The organism is Paraburkholderia sp. PGU19, from assembly GCF_013426915.1.
Lineage (GTDB): Bacteria > Pseudomonadota > Gammaproteobacteria > Burkholderiales > Burkholderiaceae > Paraburkholderia.
The window spans coordinates 1,505,682-1,521,234 of sequence record NZ_AP023179.1 but is presented as its reverse complement, the minus strand read 5'-3'; the positions used below and the strand labels follow the sequence as shown (position 1 = coordinate 1,521,234).

General features: G+C 64.1%; 12 protein-coding genes and 1 pseudogene. 8 read left to right on the top strand and 5 right to left on the bottom strand.

The window, feature by feature from the left end:
• Positions 1 to 34 precede the first annotated feature (34 nt).
• The 3 genes from H1204_RS07025 to cysS all read right to left on the bottom strand — a co-directional run bounded on the left by H1204_RS07025 (position 35) and on the right by cysS (position 3,634).
• Complete coding sequence (locus H1204_RS07025; RefSeq protein WP_180730536.1) at positions 35 to 1,006, bottom strand: acetyl-CoA carboxylase carboxyltransferase subunit alpha; 972 nt, start codon at positions 1,004 to 1,006, stop codon at positions 35 to 37.
• Positions 1,007 to 1,139: 133 nt separating this feature from the next.
• Positions 1,140 to 2,189 (bottom strand): DNA-3-methyladenine glycosylase, encoded by a 1,050-nt coding sequence (locus H1204_RS07020; protein ID WP_180730535.1) that lies wholly within the window; start codon positions 2,187 to 2,189, stop codon positions 1,140 to 1,142.
• Positions 2,190 to 2,236: 47 nt separating this feature from the next.
• A complete protein-coding gene (gene cysS, locus H1204_RS07015; protein WP_180730534.1) occupies positions 2,237 to 3,634 on the bottom strand; it encodes a cysteine--tRNA ligase in 1,398 nt (465 codons plus the stop codon).
• 248 nt (positions 3,635 to 3,882) lie between these two features.
• On the opposite strand from cysS, the gene H1204_RS07010 reads away from it, so the two are divergent.
• The 4 genes from H1204_RS07010 (at position 3,883) to H1204_RS06995 (ending at position 6,974) form a co-directional block, all read left to right on the top strand.
• Positions 3,883 to 4,704 carry a tetratricopeptide repeat protein gene (locus tag H1204_RS07010; RefSeq protein ID WP_180730533.1) on the top strand — a complete coding sequence of 274 codons (822 nt, stop codon included), beginning with the start codon at positions 3,883 to 3,885 and terminating at the stop codon, positions 4,702 to 4,704.
• Between the two features lie 82 nt (positions 4,705 to 4,786).
• Positions 4,787 to 5,368, top strand: a complete 582-nt coding sequence (locus tag H1204_RS07005; protein WP_180730532.1) for a peptidylprolyl isomerase — start codon at positions 4,787 to 4,789, stop codon at positions 5,366 to 5,368.
• A 245-nt stretch (positions 5,369 to 5,613) separates the two neighbouring features.
• A complete protein-coding gene (locus H1204_RS07000) occupies positions 5,614 to 6,108 on the top strand; it encodes a peptidylprolyl isomerase (protein WP_042307168.1) in 495 nt (164 codons plus the stop codon).
• 65 nt (positions 6,109 to 6,173) lie between these two features.
• A complete protein-coding gene (locus H1204_RS06995) occupies positions 6,174 to 6,974 on the top strand; it encodes a UDP-2,3-diacylglucosamine diphosphatase (RefSeq protein WP_180730531.1) in 801 nt (266 codons plus the stop codon).
• Positions 6,975 to 7,029: 55 nt separating this feature from the next.
• Here H1204_RS06995 and cysE read toward each other — a convergent pair whose 3' ends face one another.
• Positions 7,030 to 7,842 carry a serine O-acetyltransferase gene (cysE, locus tag H1204_RS06990; protein WP_180730530.1) on the bottom strand — a complete coding sequence of 271 codons (813 nt, stop codon included), beginning with the start codon at positions 7,840 to 7,842 and terminating at the stop codon, positions 7,030 to 7,032.
• 263 nt (positions 7,843 to 8,105) lie between these two features.
• Positions 8,106 to 8,924, bottom strand: coding sequence for an RNA methyltransferase (locus H1204_RS06985; RefSeq protein WP_180730529.1), 819 nt, complete (start codon positions 8,922 to 8,924; stop codon positions 8,106 to 8,108).
• A 365-nt stretch (positions 8,925 to 9,289) separates the two neighbouring features.
• On the opposite strand from H1204_RS06985, the gene H1204_RS06980 reads away from it, so the two are divergent.
• From H1204_RS06980 to H1204_RS06965, 4 genes and pseudogenes are all read left to right on the top strand, one after another.
• Positions 9,290 to 10,093, top strand: coding sequence for an inositol monophosphatase family protein (locus H1204_RS06980; RefSeq protein WP_054934426.1), 804 nt, complete (start codon positions 9,290 to 9,292; stop codon positions 10,091 to 10,093).
• Positions 10,094 to 10,226: 133 nt separating this feature from the next.
• Positions 10,227 to 11,525 carry a lysophospholipid transporter LplT gene (gene lplT, locus H1204_RS06975; RefSeq protein ID WP_180730528.1) on the top strand — a complete coding sequence of 433 codons (1,299 nt, stop codon included), beginning with the start codon at positions 10,227 to 10,229 and terminating at the stop codon, positions 11,523 to 11,525.
• Positions 11,526 to 11,640: 115 nt separating this feature from the next.
• Positions 11,641 to 14,318 (top strand): annotated as a pseudogene (mutS, locus tag H1204_RS06970) (DNA mismatch repair protein MutS).
• Positions 14,305 to 15,531: a hypothetical protein gene (locus H1204_RS06965; RefSeq protein ID WP_180730527.1), complete on the top strand. Its 1,227-nt coding sequence runs from the start codon at positions 14,305 to 14,307 to the stop codon at positions 15,529 to 15,531. Before mutS ends, H1204_RS06965 begins: the two are co-directional and overlap by 14 nt.
• Positions 15,532 to 15,553: the final 22 nt, after the last annotated feature.

The window sequence follows — 15,553 nt, the reverse complement described above, 5'->3', positions numbered from 1 at the left end:
GTACGCAAGGCGCCTTCGGACGAGAACGCAAGGCTTACGCGCCCGGCGTCGTTTCCTTGAACTTGCCGTAAGCCATCAGGCGTTCAAAGCGACGTTGACGCAGATCGTTCGTGCTCATGCCCTGGAACTGGCGCAGCGAGTCTGCGAGCGCGCGGCGCAGCATGGCCGCCATGCCCTTCGGATCGCGATGCGCGCCGCCGAGCGGCTCATTGACGATCTTGTCGATCAACCCCAGCGCCTTCAGGCGATGCGCCGTCAGACCCAGCGCTTCGGCGGCTTCGGGTGCCTTTGCGGCGCTCTTCCATAGAATCGACGCGCAGCCTTCGGGCGAAATCACCGAGTACGTCGAGAACTGAAGCATCAGCACGCTATCGCCGACGGCGACAGCCAGCGCGCCGCCCGAACCGCCTTCACCGATGATCGTCGAGATGATGGGCGTCTTCAGCTCGGCCATCACGTACAGGTTGCGGCCGATCGCTTCGGACTGGCCGCGCTCTTCCGCGCCGATGCCGGGATAGGCACCCGGCGTGTCGATGAACGTGAAGAGCGGCAGGCCGAACTTCTCGGCAAGACGCATCAGACGTTCGGCCTTGCGATAGCCTTCGGGGCGCGGCATGCCGAAGTTGCGCAGCGCGCGCTCCTTTGTGTCGCGGCCCTTCTGATGACCGATCACCATGCACGGCTGGCCATTGAAACGCGCAAGGCCGCCGACGATCGACAGGTCGTCTGCATACGAGCGGTCGCCATGCAGTTCGTGGAAATCGGTGAACAGTTCGTTGATGTAATCCTGCGTGTACGGACGCTGCGGATGACGCGCAATCTGCGAAACCTGCCATGGCGTCAGGTTCGTATACAGATCTTTCGTGAGCTGCTGGCTTTTCTTCGACAGCCGCTCGATCTCTTCCGAAATATCGACGGCCGAATCGTCCTGCACGAAGCGCAATTCTTCGATTTTCGCTTCGAGCTCCGCGATCGGCTGCTCGAAATCCAGAAAGGTGGTCTTCATTGGTTTTTAATCCTTCGACTTACCGGCAGCGCGTATTCTAACCGCGCGCGCCCATGTCAAAACCGTCTCGAATCTATCAATTTTAACAAATCAATAGACTCTGACGGTTTTTCCTTCTGCTTCAATGCTTGAATCAACTACCGGCCGGCGCCGGATCGAGGCTGCGCCACATGTACCAGGTCGCAACCGTGCGCCACGGCTCCCAGTTTGCGGCAACTTCACGCGCTTCGCTGCGCGTCACCGGCTCACCGCTGAAATAGTTCTGGCTGATCGCGTGAATCAGATTCGGATCGTCGAGCGGCAGCACGTCCGGACGCGACAGATCGAAAATCAGGAACATCTCAGCCGTCCAGCGGCTGATGCCGCGAATCTGCGTCAACTCGGCGATCACGTCCTCGTCTTCCATCGACGTCCACTTGCCGACGTGCAAAGCACCCGACACGAAGTGATGCGCGAGATCGAGAATGTACTCGGCCTTACGCTTCGAGACGCCGCAGTTCATCAGACTGTCCTGCCCGAGCTTGATGATCTGTTGCGGCACGAGCTTCGGACAGGCGGCGACGATACGCTGCCACATGGACTGCGCGGACGAGACGGAAATCTGCTGGCCGACCACCGAGCGCGCCAGCGTAACGAACGGATCGGCGCGGCTCGACAGATGCACGGGTCCGAACTTCGGGATCAGCTTCTTCAGAATGCGGTCGCGCTTGACGAGATCGGCACAAGCCTTGTCCCAGTACGCCGGACGCGTGACGACGGACGACTGCGGGTCGCCCTGCACAGCCTGCTCGCCTTCCGCCGACGACACAGCGGCGCGCGGCTTGCGCATCGTTTCGGCCTCGTGGCTTTCGTAAGCGGGTTCCTGCGCATCGCCCGCGAGTTCCGCGGGCAGCGAGCCGTTGCCCTTCGCGTGCGCGGCCCGCGCGCGCGACGGCTTCACAGCGGTTGCTTCAGGCAGGTCCGCGCCGTTGGGCAGGTGTCGGGACGACGCCGGCTTCGCGAGCGCGCCATGCGAACCCGTCGTTTTGCGCGGGCCATGCAGATCCGCCTTGACGCCTTTCGCCGACGCCGATTTCACCGCCACCTTCGCTGCGCCGCTTCGCGCCCGTACTGCCTTTACTTTAGCTGCCGCGTTTGATTGAGACGTGGCCCGTTTAGCCGGCGTCTTCGTGGCCGTTGCCATCCTGCCTCCTGCCTGGCGAGTCGATCAGTGGGAAGTGCGAGGTGCGCTCAAACGCGCCGCCACTCGGTCAACCCGCCCGGTTTGTCTTCGAGCGCAATACCGGCGTCCAGCAATTCCTTGCGGATCCGGTCTGCCTCGGCGTAGTCCTTCGCCTGCTTCGCAGCGACGCGCGCGGCGATCTTCGTTTCGATCGCTGCGACATCGAGCGCACCCTCGCTTTCGCTGCCCGCCGCCTGCTGCAGATAGACGCGCGGTTCGCGCCTGAGCAATCCGAGCACCAGCGCGAGACCGTGCAACTGACGCGCGAGCGCCGCGTCGCGCGTGCGGTTCACTTCGCTCGCCAGCTCGAACAGCACAGACACCGCGACAGGCGTATTAAAGTCGTCGTTCATCGCCGCACGAAAACGCTGCGCATGCGCTTCATTCCAGTCGATCTCGCCCGCTTCCGGCGGCGTGTCTTTCAAGGCCGTGTACAGACGCGCGAGCGCGCTGCGCGCATCGTCGAGATGCGTGTCGCTGTAGTTCAGCGGCGAACGGTAATGCGCGCGCGCAATGAAGAACCGCACCACTTCGGCATCGTACTTCGCGAGCACTTCGCGGATCGTGAAGAAGTTGCCGAGCGACTTCGACATCTTCTCATTGTCGATCTGCACGTAGCCGTTGTGCATCCAGTAATTGACGAAGGTTTGGCGCGTGGCGCCTTCACTTTGTGCGATTTCGTTTTCGTGGTGCGGAAACTGCAGATCCTGGCCGCCACCATGAATGTCGAAATGCTCGCCGAGCAGCGTGCAGCCCATCGCCGAGCACTCGATGTGCCAGCCGGGACGGCCGCGCCCGTACTTCGAATCCCAGCCGGTGTCGGCGGGTTCGTCGGGTTTCGACTGCTTCCACAGCACGAAGTCGAGCGGGTCCTGCTTCGCGTCGTTGGCGGCTACGCGCTCGCCCGCGCGCAGGTCTTCCAGCGACTTGCCCGACAGCGCGCCGTAGTTCTCGAACTTGCGCACCGCGTAGTTCACGTCGCCGTCGGCGGCCTGATACGCGTAGCCGTTCTGCTCGAGCTTCTCGATCATGCGGAGCATCTGCGGAATGTAGTCCGTCGCGCGCGGCTCGAGATCGGGCCGCTCGATGCCGAGCGCGTCCGCATCTTCGTGCAGCGCCGCGATGAAGCGGTCCGTCAGCGCGCGGATCGACTCGCCGTTCTCGACTGCGCGGCGAATGATCTTGTCCTCGATGTCGGTGATGTTGCGCACGTAGGTGACCTTGTAGCCGAGCGTGCGCAGCCAGCGCTGCACGATGTCGAATACGACCATCACCCGCGCGTGGCCCACGTGACAGTAGTCGTACACCGTCATCCCGCAGACATAAATACGCACTTCGCCTTCATGAAGCGGCACGAAATTTTGCTTGTCACGCGCGAGCGTGTTGTAGATGCGCAGAGATTCCATAGAGACGATGCGTGGGCCGAAAGAAATCCGCTTGGTCTTCGTTCATACCGCGCCCGATGAAAGCATGCAACTGCATGCACGAACACGGGCGGTGCGGCATGACTGACAGCCTGTCGCGCAACGGCGCGGGATCAGGCTGACGTCAAGGCGGAGACGACCACGAGTGGCGAAAAGACAGTCTGTGGTTCGACGGAACGCGCAGACCTTTTGTTAGAATGGGTCGGAGTATAACATCCCGACCTGAGCCTATGAAACACTCCAGCGGCCGCGCGCGAGGCGCCCCGACCCTCTTCGCGACGGCGCTCCGCTCGACGCTTCGCCCAATTTCCGGCGCGTCGTCCCGTACGGGTAGCCGTCCAGGTTTACTCGCGGCCTTGAGCACGGCAGCGGGCGCAACCTGCTGCGGCCTCGCCCTCATGGTCCTGCCTGCCGCGCCCGCCGTCGCGCAGAAAACGCCGACCGTTGCGCACGGTCCGGCCGTGCGTGACGCGACACCCGACGCCGACGCGTCGATCCAGCAGAAGAACTGGACGGCCGCGCTCTCGCAACTGGATGCGCGCATCGCCGCGAATCCGCGCGACGCACAGGCCAAATTCAAGCGCGCCACCGTGCTGGCGCGCCTGAACCGCGACGACGAAGCGATCGCCGCGTTCACCGAACTCACCGAGACGTTCCCCGAACTGCCCGAACCGTACAACAACCTCGCTGCGCTCTACGCGAAGCAGGGCCGCTATACGGAAGCGCGCGCCGCGCTGGAAACGGCCGTCAAGGCGAGCCCCGGCTATGGCCTCGCGTATGAGAATCTCGGCGACCTCTATCTGCGCATGGCGGATCAGGCGTATCGCCGCGCCCAAACGCTGGGCGCAGGCAACGGCACGACAACCCAGCGCATCGCCGACATCGAGAAAATCGTCACGCCGCGCAAGACGCCTGTGAAGAAGGCCAGCCAGCCGGCTGATACCGACTACACGAATCGCACCATGCAGAACATTACCGAGACGCCGGGCTTCACGTTCGGCGGCCCGAACGGTTCGCTCGCGACGCCGCCGTACGTTGCACCATCACAGTGAGCGCTGGCGCGCATGCTTTCGGGCAGCGCGCCTGCCGACGTTTTTCATCTGAGTTCACCCTGTTTCCACCCCGAGGATTTACATGAAATGGTTGATGTTGGCGCTCGGCAGCGCCGCCCTGATCGCGAACGCACCGGCATTTGCGCAAAACGGATCACAGGCTGCGCATCCGTCCGTTCTCTTGAAGACGTCCGAAGGCGATATCCGCGTCGAGTTGTATCCTGAGAAAGCGCCCAAGACGGTTGCCAATTTCCTCGACTATGTGAAATCCGGTCAATATAACGGGACGATCTTCCATCGCGTGATTCCCGGCTTCATGGTTCAGGGCGGCGGCTACACGACGAGCTACGCGGAGAAACCGACACGCGCGCCGATTCCGCTGGAAAGCCGCAACGGCCTGAAGAACATGACAGGCACGATCGCGATGGCGCGCACCAGCGATCCGAACTCGGCTACGGCACAATTCTTCATCAACACGGTCGACAATGCCGGCCTCGACTACCCGAATCCGGACGGCAACGGCTACGCGGTGTTCGGCAAGGTGACCTCGGGCATGGACGTCGTGAAGAAGATCGAGGGCACGCCGACCACGTCGCGCGGCCCGATGAGCGATGTGCCGCAAAAGCAGATCGTGCTCCAGTCGGTGACAATTGTCGGCAAATAAGCCGCCAATCAAGCCGAACCAGGATTGGCAATGAAGCGGCCGTGCAGGCCGCGAGCAGGCGCTCGGTAGCACACGAGCAAACGACGCAATTGCAAACAGGGTGACGCGCGAGCCGCCGGCAACTCGATGCACTGCACGAAAGCCAGCGCTGCACCGGAACTAACCATGCCACGGGCGCAGGCCAATGGCCGCTCAGACGGCGATGCACCGCGCCCTCCACTCACCTAGACCCAAAGGAAATCATCATGGTTGAACTGCACACGAACCACGGCGTCATCAAGCTGGAACTGGACGCCGAGAAGGCGCCGAAGTCGGTTGAAAACTTCCTCGCCTATGTGAAGGCCGGCCACTACGACAACACGGTGTTCCACCGCGTGATCGACGGCTTCATGATCCAGGGCGGCGGTTTCGAGCCGGGCATGACGCAGAAGCCGACCAGCACGCCGATCGCTAACGAGGCGAACAACGGTCTGAAGAACGTGAAGGGTTCCGTCGCGATGGCGCGCACGAACGACCCGCACTCGGCGACCGCCCAGTTCTTCATCAACGTGAACGACAACGACTTCCTGAACCACTCGTCGCCGACGCCGCAAGGCTGGGGCTATGCGGTGTTCGGCAAGGTCGTCGAAGGCCTCGAAGTCGTCGACGCGATCCGCAAGGTGAAAACGGGCTCGAAGGGCTTCCACCAGGACGTGCCCGTCGACGACGTGATCATCGAAAAGGCCGTCGTCGTCGAGTAAGAGAATTACTCAAACGAACAGCCTATTCTTTAAGAAGCGCTGAGCAACTAGAGAAGCACACTTCCATGCTGCAAGAGACGCCGCTGCGAAGCGTCGCTGCGGGCGTGCCTGGCGAGGGCAAACGCCCGCACGCGGCGCGCCCGTTTTTCTTTATCGCTGACCTGCATCTGAGCGAGGCGATCCCACAGACGGTCGCCGCGTTCGAGCATTTCATCCGCGTGACGGCCGAGCACGCGGATTCCGTTTTTATTCTCGGCGACCTGTTCGAATACTGGATCGGCGACGACATGCTCGCCGAGCCCTTCCCCGCCCGCATGGCCGCGCTAATGCACACGCTCTCGGAGCGCGGCATCGCGCTCTACATCATGCACGGCAACCGCGACTTCCTGCTGGGCAAACGCTTCATGAAAGCGGCGGGTGCGATCTGGCTGCCCGATCCGTTCGTCATCACCGCGTTCGGCACGAAAATCGCGCTTACGCACGGCGACGCGCAATGCACGTCGGATCGCAAATATCAGCGCTTTCGTGGCTTCGCGCGCAACCATTTCGCGCAATGGCTGTTTCTGGTGTGGCCGTATCGCTGGCGTAAGGCGTTGGCGGAAAAAATGCGCGCATCGAGCGAAGCGGGACGCCAGCGCCCCGTGTCACCGCGTTACGACGTGACGTCGGAAGGCATCGCCGCGCTCTTCAAGAAGACGAAGACGGCCACCATCATTCACGGCCATACGCACAGGCCGGCGCTGCATCATGAGAAAGGCGGCATGCGCTGGGTGCTGCCCGATTGGGACCTCGACCACGGCGAGCGCCGCGGCGGTTATGTGCGCATCGATTCCGAAGGGATCAAGGCGCTGCGGCTGGACAAGTAGTCGTTTTCACCCGTTTTCACCCTTTTCCCGCGCGCGCCCTTCGGTTTGGCGCCGCTCAGCGCGCCGCCACCTCGACCTTCCCGTCGATCGCCGCCGACAGACGGCGCAGATCCAGCAACGCCGCGTCCGCGCCATGCAGCGCTTCAAGACTTGCGCCGAGCCGTTCGAGCGCCGCGACGACTTCGTCGATGCGCTGCGATTGCGTCGACGCGTGATTGACCAGCCCATGAATGGCAAGCGAGACGGGATCGTCCGCATTCGGCGTGATGCCGTACGCGCAGAAGCCTGGTCGCGCCGTCGCCGCCTTGCCATCGGCGCCCGTGGATGCGGGAGCCGCTGTCACCGATGCCGTCGCCGGCATGATCACGCGCGCCGGATTGCCGACGGCCGTGCCGCCCGCGGGGACCGGCTTCACGACGACCGCGTTCGAGCCGATCTTCGCGTCCGCGCCGATCGTGAAACCGCCGAGGACCTTCGCGCCCGCGCCGACGATCACGCCGCGCTCCAGTGTTGGATGGCGTTTCGCGCCGCGCGTGAGCGACGTGCCGCCAAGCGTGACGCCCTGGTAGATCGTGCAGTCGTCGCCGATCTCAGCCGTCTCGCCAATCACGACGCCCATGCCGTGATCGATGAATACGCGGCGCCCGATCGTCGCGCCCGGGTGGATCTCGATACCTGTCATGAAGCGGCCGAACTGCGACGCGAAGCGCGCAATCCAGCGGCGGTTCGCGCGCCAGCAGGCATGCGCGAACCGATGGAAGATCAGCGCGTGCAAGCCCGGGTAACACGTGAGGACTTCCCAGGCGCTGCGGGCGGCGGGATCGCGCTCGCGGATCGTGGCGATGTCTTCGCGGAGTCTCGTGAACATGGCAGTGAGGCTGTCGTAGGGATTGATCGCCGCCGCGCATGGCGCGGGGAGCGGGCCGCCGGTGCGTGCGCTGATGCGTCCGCTATTGCGTCCGCAGTAATGCGCATTCCAGCCGGCGAGCTTTGCTTATGACGTTTCGGGCCATTGTAGGGCGAATGCGCGAAACCTGCCGGAAGCCCACGCGGACGACAAGGTTTGAGTTTTCACGGACGGCGACGGCCGCAACGCACGCGGCTGCGCCTGACGTGAGATGTACGCGCGGCTCAACGCTCGTGGCCGTCGCGCCCTTTCGCGTTCAGCAGGATGTGCTTCGCGATTCCGCGCACGATGTTGACCTCTTCACGCTCCAGACCCGAGCGCGCGAATAGCCGCCTCAAGCGCGACATCAGTTTTTTCGGGTTGCCGGGATCGAGAAAGTCGAGCGCAATCAGCGCGTTTTCCAGGTGCACATACATGCGCTCGATTTCGTCGCTCGGGGCGAGCGTGCCCGCGCCGCCTGCCACCGACTCCGAGCCGTCGCTGTCGACCAGATAGGCCATGCGCAACTCGTACGACAGCACCTGGATCGCCTGCGACAGATTCAGCGAGCTGTACGCGGGATTGGCCGGAATATGCGCGAGCGCGCTGCACCGTTCGACGTCCTCGTTAGACAGCCCCGTGCGCTCGTTGCCGAACACGAGCGCGATATCGCCATGCACGGCATGTTCGCGCGCCTGCATCGCGGCTCCGCGCGGCGCGAGTTGCGGCGGCCCGTACTCCCGGGCGCGCGCCGTCAGCGCCAGCGACCAGTGCGCGCCCGACAGCGCGTCGGCGAGCGTCGGCACGACATGGGCGGACGCGAGCACGTCGTCCGCGCCGCTCGCCATCGCGATGGCTTCCGGGTCGTTTTTCACGTCCGCCACGCGCGGCGACACGAGCACGAGCCGGGAAAAACCCATGGTTTTCAACGCACGCGCCGCCGCGCCGACGTTGCCGGGATGACTTGGCTCGACGAGTACGAAACGCGTCGACGTAAAGCCCCCGCCGATGCTGGAGCTGTCGGAAGCGGTGCTGGAGGAAGGCGAAGCAGGCGTTTGAACCACGATGAGCTTTGGAGACAAGGAAACAGTAATGGTAGCCCCAACCCGCGCCCTCTTTCCATCTGCCGATCGGCCAATACTGCATCAAACGAGCGTCATAGGCCTGTTCGCCCGTGCGCCGGCCGGCCCGAACCGCCTCGAAACGACGAGACTCAGGTAAAATCTCGATATTCGCGCCGTGCCACATTGCCTCTTACCGGGAACATCGGGCACCGCGCATCGCTCTTCTTCAATTCGTCTCCGTCGACGGAATGTGCTGCCAGATTTCGACCCAGTCGTGTCGGGCGCGCGTTTCGCATGATTAACAGCTCATTTTCAGCTTAACACCGGGCAGCCGCCGTGCGCGTCCGGCACAAGGATCCAGACTCATGCATCCCATGCTCAATATCGCTGTCAAGGCCGCTCGCCGCGCCGGGCAGATCATCAACCGCGCGTCGCTCGATCTCGACCTCGTGCAGGTCAGCAAGAAGCAGCACAACGATTTCGTCACGGAGGTCGACAAGGCGTCCGAAGCGGCCATCATCGAAACGCTGACCACCGCCTACCCCGATCACGCGATCCTCGCCGAAGAGTCCGGCGAATCGGGCAACGAGTCCGAATTCCAGTGGATCATCGATCCCCTCGACGGCACCACGAACTTCATCCACGGCTTCCAGTACTACTGCGTGTCGATCGCGCTTGCGCACAAGGGCATCATCACGCAGGCGGTCGTCTATGACCCGACACGCAACGACCTGTTCACGGCCTCGCGCGGCCGCGGCGCGTATCTGAACGACCGGCGCATTCGCGTCGGCCGCCGCGACCGGCTCGCCGACAGCCTGATCGGCACGGGCTTCCCGTTCCGCGAAAAGGACACGCTCGAAGCCTACACGCAACTCTTCGCCGACATGACGAAGGCCTGCGCGGGCCTGCGCCGTCCGGGCGCAGCGGCGCTCGATCTGGCGAACGTCGCGGCGGGCCGCCTCGACGGCTTCTTCGAGCAAGGCATCAGCGCGTGGGACATGGCGGCAGGCAGCCTGCTCGTCACGGAAGCGGGCGGCCTGGTCGGTAACTACACGGGCGACTCGGACTTCCTGCACTTGCATGAGATCGTCGCCGGCAACCCGAAGGTGTATGCACAGATGATTCCGATTCTGTCGCGTTACACCAAGACGAAGGAACAGGCAGCTTAAGACGCTGCGTGCGGTTGAAAGCGGCCTCGGCCGCTTTTTTCTTTTTGGGCTCGTGACTCGCGATACATTGCGCGCATCAACGGGACACGTGCATCAGAGGCAAAGTTGCGGGCGCTGTGTTTCAATCGGGACCATGAAGAAAGGTTTCTACACGATCATCGCGGCACAGTTCGTGTCGTCGCTCGCCGATAACGCGCTGCTGATCGCGGCCATTGCGCTGCTCACCGAGATCCGCTCGCCTGCGTGGATCACACCACTGCTGCAGATCTTCTTCACGATTTCCTATGTGCTCCTCGCGCCGTTCGTCGGCGCATTCGCCGACGCGCTGCAAAAGCGCCACGTGATGTTCATCGCGAACGCGCTGAAGGCGTGCGGCTGCCTGCTGATGATCGGCGGCGTGCATCCGATGATCGCTTACGGCGTGGTCGGCTTCGGCGCGGCCGCGTACTCGCCCGCGAAGTACGGCATTCTCACCGAGCTGCTGCCCGCCGACCGGCTCGTCGCCGCGAACGCGTGGCTCGAATCGGCGACTGTGCTGTCGACCATCGTCGGCACGATGCTGGGCGGCGCGCTGATCAGCACCTACGCGTCGCACTTCGTGCGGCACATGCATTGGCCGCTGATCCATTCCGCCGCTGACCTCGCGATGCTCGCCGTGATGATCACCTACGCGATCGCGGCGGCGCTCAATGTCGGCATTCCCGACACGGGCGCGCGCTATCCGAACCGGCTGGCGGAGCCGGGCGAACTGGTCGGCGAGTTCGTGCGCTGCTTCAACGTGCTGTGGGCCGACCGGCTCGCGCAAGTCGCGCTGTGGGTTACGACGCTGATGTGGGGCGGCGCGGTCACGCTGCAATTGCTCGTCCTCAAGTGGGCCGACGCGAATCTCGGGCTGTCGCTGTCGAAAGCGGCCGTCATGCAGGGTGTGGCCGGCCTCGGTATCGCCATCGGCGCAGCGGCAGCCGCCGCGTGGATTCCGTTGCGCGCGTCGCTCAAGGTGCTGCCCGTCGGCCTGATCACGGGCGCCGTGGCCGTCGCGATGGCGTTCTACAACAAAAGCCTGTTTCCGCCCGGCGCAGGCCTGCGCGTCGGCGAGCTGTTTGCGCCCGCCTACATCATCTTCGCGTACCCGTTGATGGTGCTGCTCGGCGCGCTGTCGGGCTTCTTCATCGTGCCGATGAACGCAATTCTCCAGCACCGCGGCGCGACGCTGCTCACCGCCGGCCACTCGATCGCCGTGCAGAACTTCAACCAGAATCTCGCCGTGCTGCTGATGCTCGGCGCGTACGCAATCCTGCTGACGGCGAAGATGCCCGTGCAGTGGATCATCACCGTGTTCGGCGTGTTCATCACGGGCATGATGTGGCTTGCGCAGCGGCGCAGCGCCGCGAATGCGCACAAGGTCGACATGCGCGCGCTCATCGAGGAATGAGCAAAGCGTACGCGTGTCCGTACGGCGACAGCAACCTGGCCATCCGGCCAGGTTCGCTCGGCGCGTCGGCGGGTTAAACTCACGCCCTGAACAGTCACGCAAGAAAGACACGAGGATGGGCACTCAAACCGCAGCCGCAAGCGACAACGCACAACACACCCCCATGATGCAGCAGTATCTGCGCATTAAAGGGGAGCATCCGGGCACGCTCGTGTTCTACCGGATGGGCGACTTCTATGAACTGTTCTTCGACGACGCCGAAAAGGCCGCGCGCCTGCTCGATCTGACGCTTACGCAGCGCGGCGCATCGGGCGGCAATCCGATCAAGATGGCGGGCGTGCCGCATCACGCCGTCGAACAGTATCTGGCCAAGCTCGTGAAGCTCGGCGAGTCGGTCGCGATCTGCGAGCAGATTGGCGATCCCGCGACATCGAAAGGACCTGTCGAGCGCAAGGTCGTGCGCGTGGTGACGCCCGGCACGCTGACGGACGCCGCGCTGCTGTCCGACAAGAACGACACCTATCTGCTCGCCGTGTGCGCCGGCCACAACCGGCGCGGCGTCGTAACCACGATCGGCCTCGCATGGCTCAATCTGGCGAGCGGCGCGCTGCGCCTCGCGGAAGTCGCGCCCGATCAGGTCGCGGCCGCGCTCGAGCGCATCCGCCCGGCTGAAATTCTCGTTGCCGACGCGCCGTCGTCGAACGATTCGAACGCATGGACAGTGCCCACCGGTTTCGGCGCGACCACGCGCGTGCCCGTCTGGCACTTCGACGTCGCCTCGGGCACGCAGCGACTGTGCGATCAACTGGAAGTGGCGGGCCTCGATGGTTTCGGCGCGCATTCGCTTTCGAGCGCGTGCGGCGCGGCGGGCGCGCTGCTGCTGTACGCGGCGGCGACCCAGGGCCAGCAGTTGCGCCATGTGCGCAGCCTGAAAGTCGAATACGAATCGGAGTACATCGGCCTCGATCCGTCCACGCGCCGCAATCTCGAACTGACGGAAACGCTGCGCGGCACCGACTCGCCGACGCTCTGCTCGCTGCTCGATACCTGTTGCACGACCATGGGCAGCCGTCTGCTGCGTCACTGGCTGCATCATCCGCCGCGCGACGCGTCGTTCGCGCAGGCACGCCAGCAGGCCATTGGCGCGCTGCTCGACGCGCCGCCGCAAGCGAGCCTCGACGGGCTGCGCAGCGCACTGCGGCAGATCTCGGATATCGAGCGGATCACCGGGCGGCTCGCGTTGCTGTCGGCGCGTCCACGCGATCTGTCGAGCCTGCGCGACACGTTCATTACGCTGCCCGAACTGCGCGCGCAACTCGCCGCCGTGACGGCCGCTGCCGATTCGCTCGCGCGCATCGATACAGCGCTGGTGCCGCCCGCTGACTGCGTCGACCTGCTGAAGCGCGCAGTCGCGCAAGAACCCGCGGCGATGGTGCGCGATGGCGGCGTGATCGCGCGCGGCTACGATGCGGACCTCGATGAACTACGAGATATTTCGGAGAACTGCGGACAGTTCCTGATCGATCTCGAAACGCGGGAACGTGCGCGCACGGGCATCGGCAATCTGCGCGTCGAATACAACAAGGTGCACGGTTTTTATATCGAAGTGACGCGCGGCCAGACGGACAAGGTGCCCGACGACTATCGCCGCCGTCAGACGCTGAAGAACGCCGAACGCTACATCACGCCCGAACTGAAGACGTTCGAAGACAAGGCGCTGTCCGCGCAGGAACGCGCGCTCGCACGCGAAAAAGCGCTGTATGAGGCGCTGCTGCAATCGCTGCTGCCGTTTATCGCCGATTGCCAGCGCGTTGCGTTGGCGCTCGCCGAACTCGATCTGCTCGCCGCGTTCGCGGAACGTGCCCGCGCGCTCGACTGGGTTGCCCGAGTTTCACGCCGACGGGTGGCATCGATATCGAACAGGGCCGGCACCCCGTGGTCGAAGCGCAAGTCGAGCAGTTCATCGCGAACGACTGCGTGCTCAATCCCGAACGCAAGCTGCTGCTGATCACCGGCCCGAACATGGGCGGTAAATCGACGTTCATGCGTCAGACGGCACTGATCGCGTTGATGGCGTATGTGGGCAGCTATGTGCCCGCGCGGCGCGCTTCGTTTGGGCCAATCGATCGCATCTTCACGCGGATCGGCGCCGCCGACGATCTGGCGGGTGGCCGCTCAACCTTCATGGTCGAAATGACGGAAGCCGCCGCGATCCTGAACGATGCGACGCCGCAGAGCCTCGTGCTGATGGACGAAATCGGGCGTGGCACATCGACGTTCGACGGCCTCGCGCTCGCGTGGGCCATCGCGCGGCATCTGCTTGCGCACAACAACTGCCACACGCTATTCGCGACGCACTATTTCGAACTGACGCAACTGCCCGCCGAGTTTCCGCATGCGGCGAACGTGCATCTGTCGGCAGTCGAGCATGGGCATGGCATCGTGTTCCTGCATGCCGTCAACGAAGGCCCCGCGAACCAGAGCTACGGCCTGCAGGTCGCGCAACTGGCGGGCGTGCCGAACGCGGTGATACGTGCCGCGCGCAAGCATCTCGCTTACCTCGAGCAGCAGTCGGCCGCGCAACCCGCGCCGCAACTCGACCTGTTCGCAACGCCTGTCGCGATGCTCGAAGACGCCGACGACGAACCGCCCGCGCCAACAATCGATCCCGCCACGCAGGCGCTCGTCGAACGCCTGCGCGATATCGACCCGAACGATCTGCGCCCGCGCGACGCCCTCGACCTGCTGTTCGAACTGCATGAACTGGCCAAGTCGCCAGATGCACGACACTGACGCACGCGATCCTCGCGCGACGCCGCCCCTCCGCCGCCGCTCGCGCGGTGCAGCGCGCGCATTTGCGCTGACGGCCGCGTATGTGGCCGCGCTATCGCTGGCGACGCCGGGCTGTGTGTCGTTCGCAAAGGAACCCGCGCCGCAGTACGCGTTCGCGGTCATCGGCGGCACGCTGCAAGGCCCCGCCGACGAAGCGCTCACGCAGCGGCTGCTCGACGCGATCGGGCGCGATCCCGACGTGTCGTTCATCGTCTACGACGGCAATCTGAAAAGCAGCAAGGAAGCCTGCCGCGATTCGCTGTTCGAGACGCGCCATACGCTGCTCGAAACGTCGAAGCCTGCCCTAGTGTTCATTCCTGGCCAGCACGACTGGACCGATTGCGGCACGGCTGAGGCCGGCAGCTACGATCCCGTCGAGCGACTCGATCTGCTGCGGCAGACGCTGTTCGCCGATGCGTCGTCGATGGGACAAAACCCGATTCCGCTTGCGCGCGAAAGCGAAGTGTCGCGGTTCCGGCCGTATCGCGAGAATGTGCGCTGGCTGGTTGGCGAAACCGTGTTCGTCGGCCTGAACGTGCCTGGCCCGAACAATCATTTTCTCTATGCGGGTGGGCGCAACGGCGAGTTCGAAGACCGCGTGATCGCAAATGCGTTCTGGCTCGATCACGCCGCCGAGTACGCGAAACGCCGCGCCGCGCGCGCAATCGTCGTGCTGGTTCAGGGCGACTTCGATCCCGAACGTTACGAGCGCCCCGAACGCTTCGCGTGGCTGCGCTTCGGGCATCGCTCGAAGCGAGATGGATTCATGGAATTCAAGCGCAGTCTGGTGAAACTCGCCGAGACGTTTCGCGGGCCGGTCGTCGTGATTCATCAGGACGACGACAGATCGCATACGGGCTTCATGATCGATCAGCCGCTGCGCAACGATAAGGGCGATCTGGTGACGAATCTGACGCGCATCGCATTTGCGCCGCGTAGCCCTCAGAACCAGTGGATACAGATCGAAGCCGATCTGCAGAAACGACCGCCGTTTCGCGTAACCGTGCGGGATGTGCCGAAAAATCTGCCACTGCCGGCCGCGCCCACCATGCCGTCGCACAACGATAACGCGGTGCCGCCGATGCCGCCGTCGATGCCCGCCGTGCCGGACTCCGCGCCCGCTTCCGAACTGCCGCCGATCCTGCCTGAACCGTCGCGCACGCCGCCGGATTAGGGCAGCGGCATCTCCTGCCGCG

Excerpts from the sequence above, each read along its gene's own strand:
- H1204_RS07025 (WP_180730536.1), bottom strand. The coding sequence starts at position 1,006 with ATGAAGACCACCTTTCTGGATTTCGAGCAGCCGATCGCGGAGCTCGAA.
- H1204_RS07020 (WP_180730535.1), bottom strand. The coding sequence starts at position 2,189 with ATGGCAACGGCCACGAAGACGCCGGCTAAACGGGCCACGTCTCAATCA.
- cysS (WP_180730534.1), bottom strand. The coding sequence starts at position 3,634 with ATGGAATCTCTGCGCATCTACAACACGCTCGCGCGTGACAAGCAAAAT.
- H1204_RS07010 (WP_180730533.1), top strand. The coding sequence starts at position 3,883 with ATGAAACACTCCAGCGGCCGCGCGCGAGGCGCCCCGACCCTCTTCGCG.
- H1204_RS07005 (WP_180730532.1), top strand. The coding sequence starts at position 4,787 with ATGAAATGGTTGATGTTGGCGCTCGGCAGCGCCGCCCTGATCGCGAAC.
- H1204_RS07000 (WP_042307168.1), top strand. The coding sequence starts at position 5,614 with ATGGTTGAACTGCACACGAACCACGGCGTCATCAAGCTGGAACTGGAC.
- H1204_RS06995 (WP_180730531.1), top strand. The coding sequence starts at position 6,174 with ATGCTGCAAGAGACGCCGCTGCGAAGCGTCGCTGCGGGCGTGCCTGGC.
- cysE (WP_180730530.1), bottom strand. The coding sequence starts at position 7,842 with ATGTTCACGAGACTCCGCGAAGACATCGCCACGATCCGCGAGCGCGAT.
- H1204_RS06980 (WP_054934426.1), top strand. The coding sequence starts at position 9,290 with ATGCATCCCATGCTCAATATCGCTGTCAAGGCCGCTCGCCGCGCCGGG.
- lplT (WP_180730528.1), top strand. The coding sequence starts at position 10,227 with ATGAAGAAAGGTTTCTACACGATCATCGCGGCACAGTTCGTGTCGTCG.
- H1204_RS06965 (WP_180730527.1), top strand. The coding sequence starts at position 14,305 with ATGCACGACACTGACGCACGCGATCCTCGCGCGACGCCGCCCCTCCGC.